We start from the raw sequence: 21,017 nt of genomic DNA on the forward strand, positions 1-21,017 counted from the left end.
GCCGGCCTGCCGGGCGCCGGTCCCCTGGCGCCCCGGGCCGGAGGGGCCGCCCGGCGCCCGCCTCCTACAGCCGCCCACCGCCGCCCACCGCCGCCCCCGGCCACCCACGACCGCGCCCCTGACCGCCCCCGGCGGCCCGGGGCCGTCCGGCCGGGAGGTACCGTCATGGGGTGTACCGCTTCCTGTTGACCCGGCAGTGGGTGAGCCTCACCCTCGTGGCGCTGCTCCTGATCCCCGTGATGGTGCGGCTGGGTTTCTGGCAGCTCCACCGGCACGAGGCCCGGGTCGCGCACAACACGCTGGTCGAGCGGAACCTCTCGGCCGAACCGGTCCCCGTGACCTCCCTCACCGCACCGGGGCACCGGGTGGAGAAGGACGACTACTGGCGGAGCGTGACGGCCACCGGCACCTTCGACACCGCGGACGAGGTCGTGATCCGGCAGCGCACCGCGCCGGACGGCGACCGCATCGGCTACTTCGTCCTCACCCCGTTCCTCCTCGACGACGGCCGCGCCGTCCTCGTCAACCGCGGCTGGATCCGCGGGGGCAACGATCTCCACGCCTTCCCCGAGGCCCCGGCCCCGCCCGCCGGCCAGGTCACCGTCACCGGCCGGCTCATGGGCGACGAGACCACCGAGGCCAGCGGCATCAAGGACAAGCAGGGGCTGCCGGAGCGGCAGTACATGCTGATCAACAGCGCCCAGCAGGCCGAACGGCTGGACCGCCGCGTGCTGGGCGGCTACGTCGAGCTGGTGGAGCCGGCCGCGGAGAGCCCGGCGCCGGTCCCAGCGCCGGACCACGACTCCATCGGCGTGAACATGGCCTACGCCGTGCAGTGGTGGCTGTTCGCCGCCGGGGTCCCGGTCGGCTGGGTGGTCCTGCTCCGCCGCGAGCTGGCCGACCGGCGCCGCGGGGTGGCCGTCGCGGAGCGGGACGAAGCGGTGCCCGTCCCCTCCTGACCCGCGCCCCGGGCCCTGATCGCTCCGGCCTGTCTCCCCGCACCGGTCTCCGCCGGACGCCCCCGCGTCCGCGCCCGCCGCCGGGGTAGGCAGGAAGCAGACCGCGGAGCCCGCCGGGCCCGCGGCGGACGGGATCGGGAAACGGGATCGGGAAACGGGATCGGGGAAGCGAACGTGCCGGGACGCATCGAGGACTACGCCCTCATCGGGGACCTCCAGACGGCCGCCCTCGTCGGCCTCGACGGCTCCATCGACTGGCTCTGCCTGCCCCGCTTCGACTCGGGCGCCTGCTTCGCCGCGCTCCTGGGCGACGAGGGGAACGGCCACTGGCGGCTCGCGCCCCGGGCCGCCGAGCGCGGCGCCGCCCGCGTCTCGCGCTCCTACCGCGGGGAGAGCCTCGTCCTGGACACCGTCTGGGAGACCCCAGAGGGCAGCGTGCGCGTCACCGACTTCATGCCGCAGCGCGACCGCGCCCCGGACGTGGTGCGCATCGTGGAAGGTCTCTCCGGCCGGGTGGACATGCGCACGGACATCCGGCTCCGCTTCGACTTCGGTGGCATCGTGCCCTGGGAGCGCCGGGAGGACGGCCACCACATCGCCGTCGCCGGCCCGGACTCCGTGTGGCTGCGCGGCGAGGGCGTCCGGTGGGCCCGGGCCGGGGCGGAGGGGGACCCGATCACCCGGGCCGACTTCACCGTCGCCGCCGGCGAGCGCGTCGCCTCCGTGCTGACCTGGCACCCCTCCCACGAGCCGCGGCCGCGCGCGATCGACCCCTATGAGGCGCTGGCCCACTCCGTGGCCGACTGGCAGGAGTGGGCCGCCCGCTGCACCTACCGGGGCCCGTGGCGCCAGGCCGTGCTCCGTTCCCTGATCACCCTGAAGGCGCTCACCTACGCCCCGACCGGCGGGATCGTCGCGGCCACCACCACCTCCCTCCCCGAGGAGATCGGCGGGGTACGCAACTGGGACTACCGCTACTGCTGGCTGCGGGACGCCGCGCTCACGCTGAACGCCCTGGTCAGCGGCGGTTACCTGGCCGAGGCCGCGGCCTGGCGGGACTGGCTGCTGCGCGCCGTCGCCGGCTCCCCCGGCGATCTCCAGATCATGTACGGGATAGCGGGAGAGCGGCGGCTCACCGAGTTCGAGGCGCCCTGGCTCAAGGGGTACGAGGGCTCGCAGCCGGTGCGGATCGGCAACGCCGCCGTGGAGCAGCTCCAGCTCGACGTCTACGGGCAGGTGCTGGACACCCTGCACGTGGCCCGCCGTCGCGGTCTGCCCCAGGAGGAGGACGCCTGGGAGTTCCAGCGGGCGCTGATGGACTTCCTGGAGGGCGGCGGCTGGCGTGAGCCGGACGAGGGGCTGTGGGAGGTGCGCGGCCCGCGCCGCCACTTCGTCCACTCCAAGGTGATGGCCTGGACCGCGGCCGACCGGGCGGTGCGGACCGTGGCGGCGCACCCGGAGCTGCCCGGGGACACGGCGCGCTGGCGGGCCATGCGGGCGGAGGTGCACCGTGAGGTCTGCGAGAACGGCTACGACCCCGACCGCAACACCTTCACCCAGTACTACGGCTCGCGCGGGCTGGACGCGGCCACCCTGCTGATCCCGGAGACCGGGTTCCTGCCGGCCTCCGACCCGCGCGTGGTGGGCACGGTGGACGCGGTCCGCCGCGAACTGGACCACGGCGGCCTGATCCGCCGCTACGACCCCGGCTACGGGGAGGACGGGCTGCCGGGCGGCGAGGGCGCGTTCCTCGTCTGCTCCTTCTGGCTGGCCGACGCGCTGCTGGCCACCGGGCGCCGGGCCGAGGCCCGGGACCTCTTCGAGCGGCTGCTGGACCTCCGCAGCGACCTCGGCCTGCTGGCCGAGCAGTGGGACCCGGTGGCCGGCCGTCAACTCGGCAACTACCCGCAGGCGTTCAGCCATGTGGGTCTGGTGAACACGGCCCTGGCCCTGTCCGCGCGGGACGGCGAGGCCCCACGGGGCGGGGACGGGGGATCGTAGCGCCGGGAGGGTGCAGGGCCGGCGGTCCCGGAAGGGGCGGGCGTCACAGCGCCGGGGCGGACGCCCGCACCGCCGGAAGGGGTGCGGAAGTACACCACCGGGGCGGGTGGGGGACGATAGGGCCATGGATCTTGGATTGAACGACCGTGTGTACGTCGTCACCGGCGGCTCCCGGGGCCTCGGCCTCGCCACCGCCCGCGAACTCGTCGCCGAGGGCGCGCGGGTCGTGCTCGGCTCGCGGGACGGCCGGGCCGTCGCCGACGCCGCCGCCGGGCTGGGCCCGAACGCGGTGGGGGTCGCGGCGGACAACGCGGACCCGGAGGCCGCGGCCCGGCTGATCGCCACCGCCCGCGAGCGCTTCGGCCGCTTCGACGGGGTGCTGGTGAGCGTCGGCGGGCCGCCGGCCGGTTCCGGGGTGGACAACACCGATGAGCAGTGGCGGTCCGCGTTCGAGTCCGTCTTCCTCGGCGCCGTACGGCTGGCCCGGACGGCGGCGGCGGAGCTGGGCGAGGGCGGCGTGATCGGGCTGGTGCTCTCCGGCTCCGTGCACGAACCGATCCCGGGGCTGGCCATCTCCAACGGGCTCCGCCCGGGGCTGGCCGGGTTCGCCAAGTCCCTCTCCGTGGAGCTGGGACCGCGCGGCATCCGGGTCCTCGGGCTGCTTCCCTCGCGGATCGGCACCGACCGGATCCGCGAGCTCGACGCCCTCTCCGGCGACCCCGAGGCGGCCCGGGCCCGCAACGAGGCCGCGATCCCGCTCGGCCGCTACGGCGCCCCGGAGGAGTTCGGCCGGGTGGCGGCCTTCCTCCTCTCCCCCGCCGCCTCCTACGTCACCGGGGTGATGATCCCGGTGGACGGCGGCTTCCGGCGCGGTTTCTGAACCGGTCCGCCCGCGCCGGAAGCCGCGGGGAGGGCGGGTGACCGGCGCCGGGCAGGGCCCCGTGGCCCGGGCGCCGGAACGGGGGTGCCCGCCCCGCCGGTGAGGCCGGGCGCCCGACCGTCCGTCCGGCGGGATCGGCCACCGGGGTGGCCGGATCTCCCGCGCACGCGGCGGGCCCGGGCCGGGCGGTCCCGGCGCACGGGGGACGGTCCGTGCGGGGGGCCCGTGCGGGGAGTCCGTGCGGGGGGTGGATCCCGCCGGACGGAGCCCGCACCGGCCCGCCGGGCTCAGCTCGCCCCGCGCCCGGCCGCGCACGCCGTCCCGGCCCCGCAGGGGAAGCCCCGCCACGACGCGGCGGACCGGTCCCGTACGGCCACCGGGGCAGGTGGCCGTACGGGATGCGCGGGGCGGCGGGGCGGGACCGTGGCCTCAGGGCGGTGGCGCGGCGGCACGGGACGGGAGCGGCCAAGGCGGCTCCCGTCCCGTGCCGCCTCAGTCCGTCAGGCCCGCCAGGTCGCGCAGGCGGCGGCCCTGCGCGGCGCGCTCCGCCGCGAGCTGCTCCTCCAGGGTGCGGCCCGCGGCCCCGCGCAGCAGCGCCTTGGTCTCGATCACGGCGTCCCGCGGCGCGGCCAGCACCGCCGCCGCCAGATCGCGGGCCGCGGCGTCCAGTTCGGCGGCGGGGACCACGAGATTGGCGAGCCCGGTGCGCTCGGCCTCCTCGGCGTGCACATACCGCCCGGTGACGCAGATCTCCAGGGCCCGGGCGTAGCCGACGAGGCCGACGAGCGGGTGGGTACCGGTGAGGTCCGGCACCAGCCCCAGGCTCGTCTCGCGCATGGCGAACCGTGCGTCGTCGGCACAGATCCGCAGGTCACAGGCGAGGGCGAGCTGGAAGCCGGCACCGATGGCGTGCCCCTGCACGGCGGCGACGCTCAGCAGGTCGTTCCGGCGCAGCCAGGTGAACGCCTCCTGGAAGGAGGCGATGGCGGCGTCCCCGGCGTCCGCACGGGCCGCGAACTCCCTGAAGGAGGGCTCACCCTCGAACCCCTCCGGGGTGAAGGCGCGCCGGTCCAGGCCCGCCGAGAAGGAGGGGCCCTCACCGCGCACCAGGACGACCCGGACGCTGCCCGGCAGGATGCGCCCGGCCTCGGCCAGGGCCCGCCACAGGGCGAAGTCCTGGGCGTTGCGCTTGCCGGGACGGGTGAGGGTCAGGGTGGCGACGGAACCCTCGTCGTCGAGGGCGAGCCGTACGCCGTCCCGGTCCAGCAGGGTCATGGGTGCCTCCGGAGTGGGCCGCAGTGATTCGGCGGGCCCGTCCGGCGGCCGGGCCACGCCCGGGGGCGCGGCGGTACGGCGGCCGGGTGGGCCACAGGATTACTGCACAGTAACCACCCGGTCGGCCATCGGGGCCACCGGGTGGTCACGAGCCCTTCCCAGGGGAGCGGCGCTCCCGAACGGGACGGAGGTGTCAGGCCGGGGCCTTCTTGCCGCGCGTGGCCCCGCCTCGGCCGCGCAGGGTCACCCCCGACTCACTGAGCATCCGGTGGACGAAGCCGTAGGAGCGGCCGGTTTCCTCGGCCAGCGCCCGGATGCTCGCACCGGAGTCGTACTTCTTCTTCAGGTCAGCCGCGAGCTTCTCGCGCGCGGAGCCGGTCACCCGGCTGCCCTTCTTCAGAGTCTCGGCCACCCGTGCCTCCTCAGGGGAAGTGCCCTCTGGACTTCTCATGATCACCCCTACCGGGCTTCCTGGCCACCCGTTCGGCAAGGTCCACCCGACATCCTTGGCCCCGGTACGCGGTACCGAAATGCCCGGAACGGCGAAATCCGTATTCCGTTTTCTCCCGCGTTCTCCAGCCTGGGGGACGAAGAGGCAGGTCAGAGCCGATGGGCGGGGCAGCGTGCCGGAGCTGTCACGGGGCCCGGCGCGCGGGAGCGAGACGCACCGGGGTACGACACCGACTCACACAGATGATGGATCAGCTGTAGACCGAATGATCCAATCCCAGGCCGATCAAGGGACGGGGCGGGATCGACCCACGGGCGGCGAACGGGCATCGGGAACAGGCATCCGGGCAGGGGGCGCGTCCCGGGCGGAGGGCGGGGCGCCGGGTTCCGTCCCCCGCCCGGCGTGCGGTCCCCCGCCGTCCGCACGCCGTCCCGGGCCCCACCGCACGCGGCGGCGGGGCCCGTTCCCGGGCGGTGTGCCGGGGACGGGCCCCGGGCGAGCGGCGGGGCGGTGCGGGCCGGGCAGCCGTCAGGCCAGGGCGACCAGGTCCGCGTACTCGTCGCCCCACAGGTCCTCGACCCCGTCGGGCAGCAGGATGATCCGCTCCGGCTGGAGGGCGTCCACGGCGCCCTCGTCATGGGTCACCAGGACCACCGCGCCGGTGAAGGAGCGCAGCGCGCCCAGGATCTCCTCGCGGCTGGCCGGGTCGAGGTTGTTGGTCGGCTCGTCGAGCAGGAGCACGTTGGCCGAGGAGACCACGAGGGTGGCCAGGGCCAGCCGGGTCTTCTCACCGCCGGAGAGGACCCCGGCGGGCTTGTCGACGTCGTCGCCGGAGAAGAGGAACGAGCCGAGGGTCTTGCGCACCGAGACCAGGTCCAGGTCCGGAGCGGCCGAGCGCATGTTCTCCAGGACCGTGCGGTCCGGGTCGAGCGTCTCGTGCTCCTGCGCGTAGTAGCCGAGCTTCAGCCCGTGGCCCGGGGTCACCGCGCCCGTGTCGGGCTTCTCCACGCCCGCGAGCAGCCGCAGCAGCGTCGTCTTCCCGGCGCCGTTGAGGCCGAGGATCACGACGCGCGACCCCTTGTCGATGGCCAGGTCGACATCGGTGAAGATCTCCAGCGAGCCGTAGGACTTGGAGAGCCCCTCCGCGGTGAGCGGGGTCCGGCCGCACGGCGCCGGGTCGGGGAAGCGCAGCTTGGCGACCTTGTCGGAGGCGCGCTCGGCCTCCAGCCCGGCGAGCAGCTTCTCCGCGCGGCGGGCCATGTTCTGCGCGGCGACCGTCTTGGTGGCCTTGGCGCGCATCTTGTCCGCCTGGCTGTTGAGCGCCGCGGCTTTCTTCTCGGCGTTGGCGCGCTCCCGCTTGCGGCGCCGCTCGTCGGCCTCGCGCTGGGTCTGGTACTGCTTCCAGCCCATGTTGTAGACGTCGATGCGCGAGCGGTTGGCGTCCAGGTAGAAGACCTTGTTGACGACCGTCTCGACGAGCTGGACGTCGTGGGAGATCACGATGAAGCCGCCGGCGTAGGTCTTCAGGTAGTCCCGCAGCCAGACGATCGAGTCGGCGTCGAGGTGGTTGGTGGGCTCGTCCAGCAGCAGCACGTCGGAGTCGGAGAAGAGGATCCGGGCCAGTTCGACGCGGCGGCGCTGGCCGCCGGAGAGGGTGTGCAGCGGCTGGCCGAGGACGCGGTCCGGCAGGCCCAGGCTGGCGGCGATGGTGGCGGCCTCGGCCTCGGCGGCGTAACCGCCCTTGGTGAGGAACTCCGTCTCCAGCCGCTCGTACTTCTTCATCGCCCGGTCGCGGGTGGCGCCCTGGCCGGTGGACATCCGCTCCTCGTTCTCGCGCATCCGGCGGATCACGGTGTCCAGGCCGCGGGCGGAGAGGACGCGGTCACGGGCGAGCACGTCGAGGTCGCCGGTGCGGGGGTCCTGCGGCAGGTAGCCGACCTCGCCGGAGCGGGTGACGGTGCCGGCGGCGGGGACGCCCTCGCCGGCGAGGACCTTGGTCAGCGTGGTCTTGCCCGCGCCGTTGCGGCCGACCAGGCCGATGCGGTCGCCGCGGGCGACGCGGAAGGAGGCGGACTCCAGCAGCAGGCGGGCGCCGGCGCGCAGCTCAAGGCCGGTGGCGGTGATCATCGAAAGGCTCCAGGCTCCAGGCGGAGGACAGGCGGACGTCGGGGGGCGGACGGTGTGCGGGGCCGGGGGCGTCACGGATCCACCACGGGGCCGCGTACCGGCGCGGCCGGCGCCGTCCGGAGCGTTCTAATGCGCGAGGAGGGGTGCCATGCGGGTCAGTCTAACGGTGCGCGTCACACGGATTTCCCGCCCCGTCCGGGGGCGTGCGGACCGGCCGGGACGGAGGCCTGCGGACCGGTGTGGCCGGAGGCACGCGGTCCCGTACGGCCGGGGCGGTGCGCACGCCCGGGCCGTGCGGAGGGGCGGTGGGGGACGGTCGCCGCGGCATCCCCCGTGGCCCCGGCGGCCGCCGCGGTGGCCGCCGTGACGGGTGGTCCGCCCCGGCCACGGGCCCCTGCCGCCGGTGCGGCCGTACGGCGCCGGGCGGTTCCTCCGCTCCACCGCGTGGACGTCCGCGCGCCCCCGGGTGGCTCTCCGCGGTCGCGGGTCCCGCCGGGCCCGCGAGGGGCCCGGGCCGGGTGCCGTCCGGCCCACGGCTCCGGGGGTCTCCGGCCCGCCCGGCCGTCGCGGCCTCCGGGCGGGCGCGGATGACGCCCCGCCCGGGGCCGACCGGGCAGAGAGGGCCGGCCCGGGCGGCGCCGGACCGGGGTGGATCAGCCGCCGCCCGTGTGCACCTGGAAGGCGGCCCGGCGGACGGCCTTGGCCAGTGCCGGGTCGGGGTGGGCGGCGGCGAGGGCGACCAGTACCTGGACCGTCCGCGGATGACCGACGGAGCGGACCTCCCGCAGCAGCGCGGGCACCGTGCTCTGCACCGCGGACTCCAGGTGCCGGACGAGGAGCTGGCCCTCGCCGTGGTCGGCGACCGCCGCGGCGGTGTCCACCCAGAGCCAGGTGGCCTCCTCCCGGGTGAGCACGTCCGGGGTGTCCTCCGGGTCGCCGCCCTCGTGCTCGGCCAGCCACAGCAGCGCGTAGGGGCGCAGGCAGGGCTCGTCGGTGACGGCCCGGACGGCCGGCTCGGCGGGGGCGCCGGCGACACGGAGCGCCTCGAAGGCGAGCCCGCGCAGCAGGGCGTCCTCGCCGCGCGCCACCTCCAGCAGCTCCTGGACGGCGCTGCCGGCCGGGCGGGCCGCGAGCCAGGCGCGGTACTCCGCGCGGGCCGGCCCGGGGGTGAGGTCGGCGCAGCCGCGGAGCATGGCGGCGGCGGACTGCTCGATGTTGCCGGCCGGGCTCTGGGCGGCCACGCAGATCTGCTCCAGCTTGACCCAGACCGCCCAGTTGCCGAGCGGGGTGAGCGTGACCTGCCCGTCGTCCAGGGTGAGCGCGCCCACGGCGGCCAGGCCGTCGAGCGCCCAGGGCAGGAGCGGGGTGGCGGGCGGCCCTCCGCCGGGCGCGTCACCCGCGGCGTCGCCCGCGGGCGCCGCGGCGGGGGTGCCCCCGTCGCCGGACGGGGCGGGGGCGGCGGGCGCCCCGGTGCCGGCGTAGGGCACCTCGCAGCGGCCCGTGCGGAGCTCGGCGACGCGCTGGTGCAGGATGTCCCCGAGGACCTCCGGCGACTCGGGGCCGGCCGAGAGCTGGAGGACGGCCAGCACCTGCGGCACGGCCTCGACCACCTCGGCGACCACGGCCGGCGCGAAGGCCGCGGGCGCCGGATGGACGATGGACCAGGCGTCGAAGAGGGCGACCCAGCCGCGCAGCGCCGCGGTGTCGTCGCGGTCCCAGGCCGCCAGCCGCCAGCCGGGACGGGCCACGCCGTCGTGGAGTTCGACGAGACCGGCGAGACGGGCCCGGTCCCAGGCGGCGCGCGCCCCGTGCGGCGTCAGCCCCAGGTCCGCGGCGGCCCGTTCGGCGGCCTCCCCGGAGAGCGCGCCGGAGCCGTCGGGGCCGAGCCGGGTGCCGCCGCGCCCGGCGTCCTCCGCCCAGCGGGCGATCCGCACCGCCCCGGCGAGGGTCTCCCGGGCGTGACGCGCCAGTTCCGCCGGGCCGGGGGTGCCGGCGGGCGGCTGGGGGGCGGAGGCGCCCCAGGCCGGTGGACCCTGCCGTTTGCGACGGGTCGTCACCGCCCGGCGGGCGGCGGTGATCGGTCGCTGCTTGGGGACGAGATGGAGCCGGGAGTCGCGCGGAGTACGGGACGTCACGGGAGCAGTGTCCCGGGTGACGGCCCGAAAGCCCAATCGGGCCCCTTCTCCCCCGCGGTGGGACGGGCGGGGAGAGAGCCGGAGGCGGCGGGGCCCGGGGGCGCCCCCGCCTCCGGAGGACCGGGCGCCGGGCCCCTCACCCGGTGACGGCGGCCGGGCCCGCGGGCGGCAGGCCGGGCCGCCCGCCGCCGGGCGCCGGGTCAGGACACGGGGTGCCAGGTCAGGACATCAGCGGGGTCAGGAAGCGGCGCAGCGCCTCCTCGTACCGTTCCGGATCGGCGTTCCACATGCAGCCGTGCGGGGCGTCGTGGACGGGGTGCAGGGTGACGAGGTCGGGACGGCGCTCGGCGAGCAGCCGGGAGGCGTCCCAGGGCGCGAGCCGGTCGTCCGGGCCGTGCACGACGAGGGTGGGCACCCGGACCCGGGACGGGGCCGACGCCTCGGCCAGGCTGTACGCCCCGAGACCGGCCCGGCCCTCCGCGGCGCGGACCACCAGCGGGAGCAGCGCCCGGGGGGTGCCCTGCGCGGCGGCGAGGGCCCGGACCGTGGTGTGCCAGTCCAGCACGGGCGAGTCGAGCACCATCCCGCCGACCCGGTCCCGCAGCGGCGAGTTGGCCACGGCGTGCACGGCCATAGCGGCCCCTGTGGACCAGCCGTGCAGCACCACGCGCTCCGCGCCCCGGTGGACGGCGTAGCGGATGGCCGCGTCCAGGTCGCGCCACTCGGTGTCGCCGAGGTGGCCCGTGCCGTCCGGGGAGCGGGGGGCTCCCGGGTCGCCCCGGTAGGCGAGGTCGAGCACGGGGAGGCCCTGGCCGGTGAGGAAGGGCAGCACGACCATGGGGTGTTCCCGGGTGGTGCCCAGACCGTGTGCCGTGATCACCCAGGTGGAGCGGGCGCCGGGGAGGAACCACGCGGGCAGCGGGCCGAGTTCGCCGGGGATCTCGACGTCCTCGTACTCCAGGCCGAGCGCGCGGTCCGGGTCGCCGATGTGGACCTGGGGGGTGAGGTAGACCTTGGTGCCGTGCCGCAGGCCGCCGTGGACCACCCGCTCCAGGCGGCGCACCACCGAGTCGGGCGGGCAGTCGGGGTCGTCCACCACCGGGCCGACGACCGCGTGCACCCCGTTGCCGGCCAGGCCGTAGGTGCCCGGGCGGAGGGTGGCGAGACTGCGGGTGAGGGTCACCGTGTCGGCCGTGGTGGCGTGCACGGTCAGCCGGGGGTCGCTCGGCAGGGGCCGGGCGGGCACCAGGGCGGCGTCGCAGGCGTGCCGTCCGGCGGCCACCGCGGCCGTCCCGGCGCCGAGGAGCGTGGTGGCGGCGAGGGCCGCCGCTGTACGAGGTCGCATCGGTCCCAGTCTGCTGGTCAGGTGGCCGGTCGGCCAGTGCCGGACGCGAGCGGGCGGCTGCCCGGCGCGTTCCGGCCGGATCTCCGGCCGGGATCGGGGTCGGGGGCGGGGTCCCGGGGGCGGGGTCGGGATCGGGATCGGGTCGGGATGGCGCGGCGGTGGATGGCGCGTACCGGCCGGAGCCGCCGGCCGGGGGTGGATGAGACGGACGGAGACGGACGGAGACGGACGGAGGACGGGAGGGGTCAGGCGCGGGAGCCGGGGGCGCCCGGTCCGTGGTCGCGGAGCTGTTCGGAGACGGCGTTCAGGTCGTCGGGCGTGAGCAGGGCGGGGCCGGGGCCGGGCACGGAGCGCGCGGCCAGCCAGACCCGGCAGAGCCACTCCAGCTGCGCGGTGCGCTCGTACGCCTGGTCGAGGCTGTCGCCATAGGTGATCGTGCCGTGGTTGCGCAGCAGGCAGCCGGTGCGGTCGCGGAGCGCCTCCACCGTGTGGCGGGCCAGTTCCTCGCTGCCGTACAGCGCGTAGGGCGCCACCCGGACCGGCCCGCCGAGGAGCGCCGCCGCGTAGTGGACGAGCGGCACCTCGGTGACGAGGGTGGAGACGGCCGTGGCGTGCACCGCGTGCGTGTGCACGATCGCGGCGGCACCGGTGGCCCGGTAGACGGCGAGGTGGAGCGGGAGTTCGCTGGTGGGCCGCAGCCGGCCGAGGCGCCGGTGCCCGTCGAGCCCGACGCCGACCGCGTCGCCGGGGCCGAGCCGGTGGTACGGCACCGCGCTGGGGGTGACGAGGACGGTGTCCCCGAGCCGCACCGAGACGTTGCCGGAGGTTCCGACGACCAGTCCGTCGTCCGCGCTGCGCCGGGCGGTGGCCACCAGCGCCTCCCAGGCGGTGGCGAGCTCGCCGGGGAGCGGCGTGTCAGGGGTCGTCATCGGGTCCCTCCCGGTCTCCATCGGGCTTCCGCCGGGCTCCCCGCGCGTCCCGGGGCCGCGGGCGGTCACGGCCCGCCTCCCGCGTGATCCTGCCAGAGTCCGGCCGTGGTCCGGCCCCGCACCCGGATCCTCACCGTGGGTGACGACCCCGGGCCCCCGCGGCGCCGGTCACCGTGCCGCCGCGGGGGCCTCCACCGTCCCCGTTCACCCCTGGATGGGGCCGTGTTCAGCGATTCCTCACCCACCCGCGCCCGGATGAAACCGAATCGCCCCTCTCCGCCCTACGGCGGGAAGAATTCGCCTGCCCCGGAACCCCGCGCGCAATCACACCTGGACGCCCACTTCAGTTCATCTTCCGTTCACTGAGCGTCCCTACGGTCACCGTGTCTCTGGCCCCCGAACGATTGCCTGGGTGAATGGAACACATCACGCTTCTCATCGGGATCGTGATCATCACGGCCTTGGTGTTCGACTTCACGAACGGCTTCCACGACACCGCCAACGCGATGGCGACCACCATCTCCACCGGCGCGATGAAGCCGAAGGCCGCGGTGGCCATGTCGGCCGTGCTGAACCTGGTCGGCGCCTTCCTCTCGGTCGAGGTGGCCAAGACCATCTCCGGCGGCATCGTCGACGAGAGCGGCATCCGGCCCGAAGTGATCTTCGCCGGGCTGGTCGGCGCGATCATGTGGAATCTGCTGACCTGGCTGGTGGGCCTGCCCTCCAGCTCCTCCCACGCCCTGTACGGCGGGCTGATCGGGGCCACCCTCTTCTCCGCCGGCACCGGCGCCATCCACGCCGACGTGGTGATGACCAAGGTGCTCCTCCCGGCCGTCGCGGCGCCGCTGGTGGCGGGGCTCGCCGCACTGGCGGCCACCCGGCTCACCTACCGGCTGGCCCGGGGACGCGACGAGCGGGACACGGCCAAGGGCTACCGCTCGGGGCAGATCGCCTCGGCCGCGCTGGTCTCCCTGGCGCACGGCACCAACGACGCCCAGAAGACCATGGGTGTGATGACCCTCGCGCTGATCACCGGCGGGGTGCTGGCACCCGACGCCGGCCCGCCCTTCTGGGTCATCGCCTCCGCGGGCATCGCCATCGCGCTCGGCACGTACCTCGGCGGCTGGCGCATCATCCGCACCATGGGCAAGGGCCTCACCGACATCAGCCCGCCGCAGGGCTTCTCCGCCCAGACCGGTGCGGCGACCGTCATCCTCGCCTCCTCCCACCTGGGCTTCGGCCTCTCCACCACACAGGTCTGCTCCGGCGCGATCATGGGCTCCGGCCTGGGCCGCAAGGGCGGCGTGGTGCGCTGGTCCACCGCCACCCGGATGTTCGTCGCCTGGGGCCTGACCCTGCCGGCGGCGGGCCTCGTCGGCGGGCTGTCGGCCCTGCTGGCGGGCCAGGGCACCTGGGGTGTCACGGCGGTCGCGCTGGCCGCGATCGCGGCCAGCGCCTGGATCTGGGTGCGCTCGCGGCACGAGAAGGTCGACCACAGCAACGTCAACGACGTCAACAGCGCCGACAGTGGGGACGGCGCCGGCGGCGCCGCGACCCCGGCGGACACGGGCGTGCTCGCCGACGCGGTGCTGTCCGTCTCACCGCCGCCCACCGAAGCCGCCCTGGCGGCGTCCGGCGAGGGGATCCCCGCGCCGCGGCAGGAGTCCTCCCGCCGGCCGGACCAGCAGCCCACCACCGTCTGACCGTCCGGGAATCCGGGACCCGGGAAACCGGGAAACCGGGAAAGGAGCACACCGCGTGAACATCGACTGGGCAGCGCTCGGCCAGGTCTCCGGGGTCAGCCTCGTGGCGACCATCACCATCGTCGGGGTCTTCACCCTGGGCATCGTCGGCACCTCGGCGCGGCGGAGCCCCGCGGCCGGGGACGCCACCGGCACGGGCACCACCGGTGCCACGGCGGCCTCGGCCCCGAGCGCCCTGGCCCGCTCCGGCGCCTACGCCTGCTTCGCCCTCTGCGCGGCGTTCGTGGCCTACGGCATCTACCTGATCGTCGCCTGACGTCACCCGCCGTCCGGCGGTCCGGGGTGCCTTCCGCACGGCGGGAGGCACCCCGGACGCGTTCCCGGGGGCGGGCGCCGAAGGATCACCGCGGCACCCGCGAACGGCCGCCGGACACCCCGCCCGGGCGGAGGGGAGCCGGCCGCCGGGGCAGCCGCCCACCGTGCGGAAGGCGCGCGGCGAGGCGCCGGATCCCGCCGGGCGCGCCGTGCCGCACCGGCCCCGGCCCGGGCGCGCCCGCCTCCGGGCGGATTCCGGCGGCGGCCGGGCCCGGGGTCCGGGTACACGGTCCCGGACAGCGCCTCGCCCCCGGCCCGCCGCAGGTCACGGACGAGTTGACGGGCGTTCGCGGGCGTGGTGGACTGCCGGGGCCGAACGGCGGCAGGAGAGGAAGCCGGTGTGAATCCGGCGCGGTCCCGCCACTGTCACCGGGGAGCGCACCCCACGCTTGGGTCACGGCCTGTTCCGACGGGCTGGAAGACCGGGGTCCGCGTCGATCCGGGAGCCAGGAGACTCTCACCGCCGGTGACGTCGAACCAGGGCGCGGACCCTGAGTGAGGACATGCGCGATGCCCGGCTGCCGCCGTACCCCCTGCCGTCCCCCGTGGCCCCTCGCCGTGGCCGCCGCCCGCCGGGAGCCCGGCGGCCCGCCGCGGCCGGCCGGGGGCGCTCCTCCGCCGCCGTACCGCCGAGGCGTGACGGCGGGCTGAGCCGATGCGCGCCGGACACCCCGGACCCACGGCACGCCCCCCGCGCCTTCTCCGTCTGCCTCGCCCCTCCCGCACCGGCGCACCCCCCGGGGCCACGCGACCGGCGCGCCCGGTGCCGTCCGCCCGGTCCGTCCACGCGGCCGTGGCCGCCGGCACCGTCCTCGGCCACCTCGCCGACCTGCTCCTCGCCGACCCCCGGCGCGGCCACCCGGTCGCTGCCTTCGGGCGGGCCGCCGGGGCCGCCGAGCGCCGGCTGTGGCGCGACCACCGGGGCGCCGGGGCGCTGTTCACCCTCCTCTGCGCGGGCGGGGTGACGGCGGGCGCCGCCGGCCTCGGCCGCGCCGCCCGCCGCTCCCCCGCCGCGACCGCCGCGCTGACCGCCGCCACCACCTGGGCCGCGCTCGGCGGTACCTCCCTGGCGCGGGAGGCGCGCGCCGTCGGCGGAGCCCTGGCCGCCGGGGACGTGGCGGGCGCGCGGCGGCTGCTTCCCCGGCTCTGCGGGCGCGACCCGCGCGAGCTGGACGAGCGCGGGCTGGCCCGCGCGGTGGTGGAGTCGGTCGCCGAGAACACCTCCGACGCGGTGGTGGGGGCCCTGGTGTGGGGCGCGCTGGCGGGCGTGCCCGGGTCGGCCGGGTTCCGTGCCGTCAACACGCTGGACGCGATGGTGGGCCACCGTTCGCCGCGGCTGCTCCGGTTCGGCTGGGCCGCGGCGCGCCTGGACGACCTGGCGGGGCTCCCCGGTGCCCGGCTCACCGCCGCGCTCGCCGTGCTCGCCGGACCGGACCCGGCCGGGGCGTGGCGGGTGCTGCGGGCCGACGCCCGCCGCCATCCCAGCCCCAACGCGGGCCCGGTGGAGGCCGCGTTCGCCGGCGCGCTGGGCGTACGGCTGGGCGGCCCGCTCTCCTACGGGGGGCGGACGGAGCACCGGCCGGTGCTGGGCGCGGCGGGCCGGCCGCCGGAGGTGGCAGACATCGAGCGGGCGGTGCGCCTGTCGCGCCGGGTGGGAACGCTGGCGCTGGTGGTGTGCGCGGGCGGACGGCTGGCGTACGGAACGCTGCGGGCCGGCCGGAGCGGCTTGAGCCGCCTCCGGGCGAACGGAGAGGGGACCCGATGAACGACGGCACGTTCCACGGCCACGGCGGCACCCGGCCGGCCGGGCCGGCCCGGCCGCGCCGGGCGGGCCGGGCACCCCGCGGCGGCGGCCTGCTGGTCGCCGGGACCACGTCCGACGCGGGCAAGAGCGTCGTCACGGCGGGCATCTGCCGCTGGCTGGCCCGGCGCGGGATCTCGGTGGCCCCCTTCAAGGCGCAGAACATGTCGCTGAACTCCTTCGTGACCCCGGAGGGCGCCGAGATCGGCCGCGCGCAGGCCATGCAGGCGCAGGCGGCGCGGGTGACGCCCTCCGCTCTGATGAACCCGGTCCTGCTCAAGCCGGGCGGGGACCGGAGCAGCCAGGTGGTGCTGCTCGGCCGGCCGGTGGGTGAGCTGAGCGCCCGGGGCTACTTCGGTCCCGGCACCGCCCCCGGCGCGGCGGGCGCCGACGGCGGCGCGGGCGGCGCCGAAGGAGGTGCCGACGGCGCCCGCGCGGCCGGCCGGCGCGAGGCCCTGCTGCCGACCGTCCTGGACTGCTACGAGCAGCTCCGGGCCCGCCACGACGCGGTGATCTGCGAGGGCGCGGGCTCCCCGGCGGAGATCAACCTGCGCCGGCACGACATCGTCAACATGGGCCTGGCCCGGGCGGCCGGGCTGCCGGTGGTGCTGGTCGGCGACATCGACCGGGGCGGGGTCTTCGCCTCCTTCTTCGGCACCACCGCCCTGCTGAGCCGCGCGGACCAGGCGCTCGTCGCCGGCTATGTGGTGAACAAGTTCCGGGGCGACGCCACCCTGCTGGAGCCGGGTCTGGCGGCGCTGCGGGGGCTGACGGGCCGGCCCGTGCTGGGCGTCCTGCCGTTCGCGCGGGGACTGGGCATCGACGAGGAGGACGGGCTGCGCCTCTCGCTGCGCGGCGCGGTGCGCGAGCCGGACGTCGCGCCGCCGCACGGCGAGGAGGTGCTGCGGGTGACGGTGGCGGCCGTCCCCCTGATGTCGAACTTCACCGACCTCGACGCGCTCGCCGCCGAGCCGGGCGTCCTGGTGCGCTTCGCCGACCGGCCCGAGGAACTGGCCGACGCCGATCTGGTGATCCTGCCGGGCACCCGCGGCACCGTCCACGCGCTGCGCTGGCTGCGGGAGCGCGGGCTCGCCGACGCGGTGGCGCGCCGGGCCGCGGAGGGCCGCCCCGTGCTCGGCATCTGCGGCGGCTACCAGATGCTCGGCGCGTGCGTGGAGGACGAGGTGGAGTCCCGCGCCGGGACGGTGGACGGGCTGGGGCTGCTGCCCCTGCGGGTGCGGTTCGCGCGGGAGAAGACCCTGGGGCGGCCGGAGGGCACGGCCCTGGGCGAGCCGGTGTCGGGGTACGAGATCCACCACGGGGTGGCCACCGTGACCGGCGGCGAGCCGTTCATCACCGGCGAAGGCGGCGCCCCGCTGGACGGCTGCCGGGTGGGCTCCGTACGGGGCACCCACTGGCACGGCTCGCTGGAGAGCGACGGGTTCCGCCGCGCCTTCCTCCGCCAGGTGGCGCGGGAGGCCGGACGCCGCTTCGTACCCGCCCCGGACACCGCCTTCGGCGCGCTCCGTGAGGAACAGCTCGACCGGCTCGGCGATCTGATCGAGGAACACGCCGACACCGAGGGGCTGCTGCGGCTGATCGAGCGGGGGGCGCCGCCGGGGCTGCCGTTCGTCCCGCCGGGCGTGCCGGAGGAGGCCGGGGCCGGGTAGCGGCACGGTGCGCGCGCCGAGCGGGCGCGGACCGGCCGGGCGGAGGGGGCCGCGCGACAGGCCGCGCGCCGCCGTCCGGCCCCCGGAGCCACCCGGGCGGTCCGGTCCCGCGAGAGCGTCTCCACCGCACCGGGCGGCGCCCAGGGGCCCGTACCGGCCGCGTGGCTCCGTCCCGGACGGCCCCACGCACCGCACCGTGCCGGCCCACGGCCCGGTCCGCCGGGCCGCCTGGAACACCTGTCCGAACTGCCCCGGCCCGGCTGAACCGCCCGGCCCGGCCTGACCCGGCCTGACCCGGCCGACCTGCCTGACCGTCCTGTGACCGATTCCCGAGGGCTCCCCCGGAGGGCACCCATGAGTGATATCGCCGGCACCGTTCACCCCTATCCGTTCACGGCCGTCGTCGGCATGGACGACCTGCGGCTGGGCCTGCTGCTGAACGCGGTCTCCCCGGCCGTGGGCGGCGTGCTCGTCCGCGGCGAGAAGGGCACCGCCAAGTCGACGGCCGTCCGCGCGCTGGCCGCGCTGCTGCCACCGGTGCCCGTGGTGCCGGGCTGCCGGTTCTCCTGCGATCCGCAGGCCCCGGACCCCGCCTGCCCCGACGGCCCGCACACCGCCGGGCCGGGGTCGGAGCGCCCGGCCCGGATGGTCGAGCTGCCCGTCGGCGCCTCGGAGGACCGCCTGGTCGGCGCGCTCGACCTGGAACGCGCCCTGGCCGAGGGGAAGAAGGCGTACGAGCCGGGGCTGCTCGCCGAGGCGCACCGGGGTGTGCTCTACGTCGACGAGGTCAACCTCCTCCACGACCACCTGGTGGATCTGCTGCTGGACGCGGCCGCCATGGGCGCCTCCTACGTGGAGCGCGAGGGGGTCTCCGTGCGGCACGCGGCGCGCTTCCTGCTGGTCGGCACGATGAACCCGGAGGAGGGCGAGCTGCGCCCGCAGTTGCTGGACCGGTTCGGGCTGACGGTGGAGGTCGCCGCGGCACGGGAGCCGGCGCGGCGGGTGGAGGTCGTCCGGCGGCGGCTCGCCCATGACGCCGACCCGGCGGCCTTCGCCGCGCGCTGGGCGCCCGAGGAGGCGGCGCTGCGCGGGCGGATAGCCGCGGCGCGCGCCCTGCTGCCGTCGGTGGAGCTGGACGACCGGACCCTGCGGCGGATCGCGACGGTGTGCGCGGCGTTCGAGGTGGACGGGATGCGCGCCGACATCGTGATGGCCCGGACCGCGGCCGCCCTGGCCGCCTGGGCCGGCCGCACCGAGGTACGTGAGGAGGACGTGCGGCGGGCCGCGCTGCTGGCGCTGCCGCACCGGCGGCGGCGCAATCCGTTCGACGCCCCGGGGCTGGACGAGGACACCCTCGACCGGGCGCTCGCGGAGGCCGGCGAGGACGACGGGCCGGACCCCGGCCCGGGTGACGGCGGCCCGGAGGGACCCGGCGGACCACCACCGGAGGACGGCGGGCCCGGCGGCGACGGCGGCACGGGCGCGGACGCCGCGGACCGCCCGGACGGTTCGGCCGGCCCGCGCGACGGCACCGGAGCGGACGGTGCCGGGAACCCGGCCGGCCGGCCGGAGGCGGACGGTGCCGGCCGCGACCCGGACCGGGCCGACGGGGCCGGCGGGGCGGACGGCGAGGACGGTGAGGACGGCAAGAACGCCGCGGAGCCGGCGCCCGGCACCTCCGCCCCCGGCGGCCCGAACGCCGGCGGCTCCGCCGAGGACCGTCCCGGTACCGGCGGTCCCGAGGGCCCCGGCGGCCCCGAGCAGAGCCCGGTCCGGGCCGGTGAGCCCTTCCGCACCCGGGTGCTGAGCGTCCCCGGTCTCGGCGAGGGGGCGGCCGGCCGGCGTTCGCGCGCCCTCACCCGCCAGGGGCGCACCACCGGCGCCCGGCGGCCCCGGGGCGCCCTGCGGGCGCTGCACCTCCCGGCGACCGTACGGGCCGCCGCCCCGCACCAGCGCGCCCGGGGACGCTCCGGCCGCGGGCTGCTGGTGCGGCGTGAGGATCTGCGCGAGGCGGTGCGCGAGGGCCGGGAGGGCAATCTGGTGCTGTTCCTGGTGGACGCCTCCGGTTCGATGGCGGCGCGGCGGCGCATGGGCGCGGTGAAGGGCGCCGTGCTCTCCCTGCTACTCGACGCCTACCAGCGGCGCGACAAGGTGGGGCTGATCACCTTCCGCGGCGCGGGGGCGGAGCTGGCCCTGCCGCCGACCTCGTCGGTGGAGGCCGCCGCCGCCCGGCTGGGATCGCTGCCGACGGGGGGCCGCACCCCGCTGGCCGCCGGGCTGCTGCGGGCCCGGGACGTGCTGCGGGTGGAGCGGCTGCGCGATCCGTCCCGGCGGCCGCTGCTGGTCGTCGTGACGGACGGCCGGGCCACGGCCGCGCGGGGCGCGTCCGGGGCACCGGGCGCGGGAGCGCGGCGCGCGGACGATCCGCTCACCCCGGTGGAGCGGGCCGCGGGCCTGCTCGCCTCCGACGGGGTCGCCTCGGTGGTGGTGGACTGCGAGACCGGTCCGGTGCGGCTCGGGCTGGCCGGCGTCCTCGCCGCCCGGCTGGGCGGGCCCGCCGTGACCCTGGACGAGTTGCGCGCGGAGAGCGTGGCCGGACTGGTCCAGGAGGTCCGCGGGGCCGGGAGCAGCCGGGGCGCGCGGGGCGCGGCCGGCGCGCCGGGCACCGCCCCACCGGTCCCCCCGGCACCGCCGGCGAGGCCGGGGAGCCATCGCACGAGGAGGGCCGCCTGATGCCCCGGGGAAAGCCGGAGACCGTGCCCGAGGACGGCCTGACGACCCGTCAGCGCCGCCACCGCCCGCTGCTGATGGTGCACACCGGCACCGGCAAGGGGAAGTCCACCGCCGCCTTCGGGACGGCGCTGCGGGCCTGGAACCAGGGCTGGCCGATCGGGGTGTTCCAGTTCGTCAAGTCCGCGAAGTGGCGGGTCGGCGAGGAGCGGGCGCTGCGCGTCCTGGGCGACTCGGGCGAGGGCGGCAGCGTCACCTGGCACAAGATGGGTGAGGGCTGGTCCTGGATCCAGCGCGCCCCGGAGTCGAGCGAGGAGGCGGCCCGCGAGGGCTGGGAGCAGGTCAAACGGGATCTGGCCGCCGAGACCCACCGGCTGTACGTGCTCGACGAGTTCGCCTATCCGCTCCACTGGGGATGGATCGACACCGGCGAGGTCGTCTCGGTGCTGCGGGACCGGCCGGGCACCCAGCATGTCGTGATCACCGGCCGGAACGCGCCCCGCGAACTCCTCGACGCGGCCGATCTGGTCACGGAGATGACCAAGGTGAAGCACCCGATGGACGCGGGCCGGAAGGGCCAGCGGGGCATCGAATGGTGAACCGCGCGCCCCGGCCCGGCCCGGGCCCGGCCGGCGG

Annotated in this window: 15 protein-coding genes and 1 riboswitch; of the genes, 9 read left to right on the top strand and 6 right to left on the bottom strand. The window is 77.1% G+C overall.

Annotated features, from left to right (window positions below):
* Window positions 1–170 precede the first annotated feature (170 nt).
* The 3 genes from HCK00_RS16525 to HCK00_RS16535 all read left to right on the top strand — a co-directional run bounded on the left by HCK00_RS16525 (window position 171) and on the right by HCK00_RS16535 (window position 3,840).
* Window positions 171–959 carry an SURF1 family cytochrome oxidase biogenesis protein gene (locus HCK00_RS16525; RefSeq protein ID WP_168102733.1) on the top strand — a complete coding sequence of 263 codons (789 nt, stop codon included), beginning with the start codon at window positions 171–173 and terminating at the stop codon, window positions 957–959.
* Window positions 960–1,133: 174 nt separating this feature from the next.
* Entirely contained in the window at window positions 1,134–2,960 is a 1,827-nt protein-coding gene (locus HCK00_RS16530; RefSeq protein WP_168102734.1) for a glycoside hydrolase family 15 protein, read from the top strand.
* Window positions 2,961–3,084: 124 nt separating this feature from the next.
* Entirely contained in the window at window positions 3,085–3,840 is a 756-nt protein-coding gene (locus tag HCK00_RS16535) for an SDR family oxidoreductase (protein ID WP_168102735.1), read from the top strand.
* 492 nt (window positions 3,841–4,332) lie between these two features.
* Here the strand turns inward: HCK00_RS16535 and HCK00_RS16540 are convergent, their stop codons facing one another.
* The 6 genes from HCK00_RS16540 to HCK00_RS16565 form a co-directional block, all read right to left on the bottom strand.
* Complete coding sequence (locus tag HCK00_RS16540; RefSeq protein WP_168102736.1) at window positions 4,333–5,115, bottom strand: enoyl-CoA hydratase/isomerase family protein; 783 nt, start codon at window positions 5,113–5,115, stop codon at window positions 4,333–4,335.
* Between the two features lie 193 nt (window positions 5,116–5,308).
* Window positions 5,309–5,527, bottom strand: coding sequence for a helix-turn-helix domain-containing protein (locus HCK00_RS16545; protein WP_311765354.1), 219 nt, complete (start codon window positions 5,525–5,527; stop codon window positions 5,309–5,311).
* Between the two features lie 567 nt (window positions 5,528–6,094).
* Window positions 6,095–7,693: a ribosomal protection-like ABC-F family protein gene (gene abc-f / locus HCK00_RS16550; RefSeq protein WP_168102738.1), complete on the bottom strand. Its 1,599-nt coding sequence runs from the start codon at window positions 7,691–7,693 to the stop codon at window positions 6,095–6,097.
* 653 nt (window positions 7,694–8,346) lie between these two features.
* On the bottom strand, window positions 8,347–9,828 hold the full coding sequence (locus HCK00_RS16555; protein ID WP_168102739.1) for a hypothetical protein: 1,482 nt from the start codon (window positions 9,826–9,828) through the stop codon (window positions 8,347–8,349).
* 220 nt (window positions 9,829–10,048) lie between these two features.
* On the bottom strand, window positions 10,049–11,173 hold the full coding sequence (locus tag HCK00_RS16560; protein ID WP_168102740.1) for an alpha/beta hydrolase: 1,125 nt from the start codon (window positions 11,171–11,173) through the stop codon (window positions 10,049–10,051).
* Between the two features lie 245 nt (window positions 11,174–11,418).
* Window positions 11,419–12,102, bottom strand: a complete 684-nt coding sequence (locus tag HCK00_RS16565) for a class II aldolase/adducin family protein (RefSeq protein WP_168102741.1) — start codon at window positions 12,100–12,102, stop codon at window positions 11,419–11,421.
* Window positions 12,103–12,518: 416 nt separating this feature from the next.
* Between HCK00_RS16565 and HCK00_RS16570 the strand changes: the two genes are divergently transcribed.
* From HCK00_RS16570 to cobO, 6 genes are all read left to right on the top strand, one after another.
* Window positions 12,519–13,805, top strand: a complete 1,287-nt coding sequence (locus HCK00_RS16570) for an inorganic phosphate transporter (RefSeq protein WP_168102742.1) — start codon at window positions 12,519–12,521, stop codon at window positions 13,803–13,805.
* Window positions 13,806–13,860: 55 nt separating this feature from the next.
* On the top strand, window positions 13,861–14,121 hold the full coding sequence (locus HCK00_RS16575; RefSeq protein WP_168102743.1) for a hypothetical protein: 261 nt from the start codon (window positions 13,861–13,863) through the stop codon (window positions 14,119–14,121).
* 387 nt (window positions 14,122–14,508) lie between these two features.
* A riboswitch (cobalamin riboswitch) is annotated at window positions 14,509–14,637 on the top strand.
* A gap of 306 nt (window positions 14,638–14,943) precedes the next feature.
* Window positions 14,944–15,945: a cobalamin biosynthesis protein gene (locus HCK00_RS16580; RefSeq protein ID WP_375781972.1), complete on the top strand. Its 1,002-nt coding sequence runs from the start codon at window positions 14,944–14,946 to the stop codon at window positions 15,943–15,945.
* Entirely contained in the window at window positions 15,942–17,651 is a 1,710-nt protein-coding gene (locus tag HCK00_RS16585) for a cobyric acid synthase (RefSeq protein WP_168102745.1), read from the top strand. Before HCK00_RS16580 ends, HCK00_RS16585 begins: the two co-directional genes overlap by 4 nt.
* A gap of 354 nt (window positions 17,652–18,005) precedes the next feature.
* Window positions 18,006–20,384, top strand: a complete 2,379-nt coding sequence (locus HCK00_RS16590) for a putative cobaltochelatase (RefSeq protein ID WP_168102746.1) — start codon at window positions 18,006–18,008, stop codon at window positions 20,382–20,384.
* On the top strand, window positions 20,384–20,980 hold the full coding sequence (cobO, locus tag HCK00_RS16595) for a cob(I)yrinic acid a,c-diamide adenosyltransferase (protein ID WP_168102747.1): 597 nt from the start codon (window positions 20,384–20,386) through the stop codon (window positions 20,978–20,980). The genes HCK00_RS16590 and cobO overlap by 1 nt, the downstream gene beginning before the upstream one ends.
* Window positions 20,981–21,017: the final 37 nt, after the last annotated feature.

Origin of the sequence: Streptomyces zingiberis (assembly GCF_012034935.1) — a bacterium.
Taxonomy (GTDB): Bacteria; Actinomycetota; Actinomycetes; order Streptomycetales; family Streptomycetaceae; genus Streptomyces; species Streptomyces zingiberis.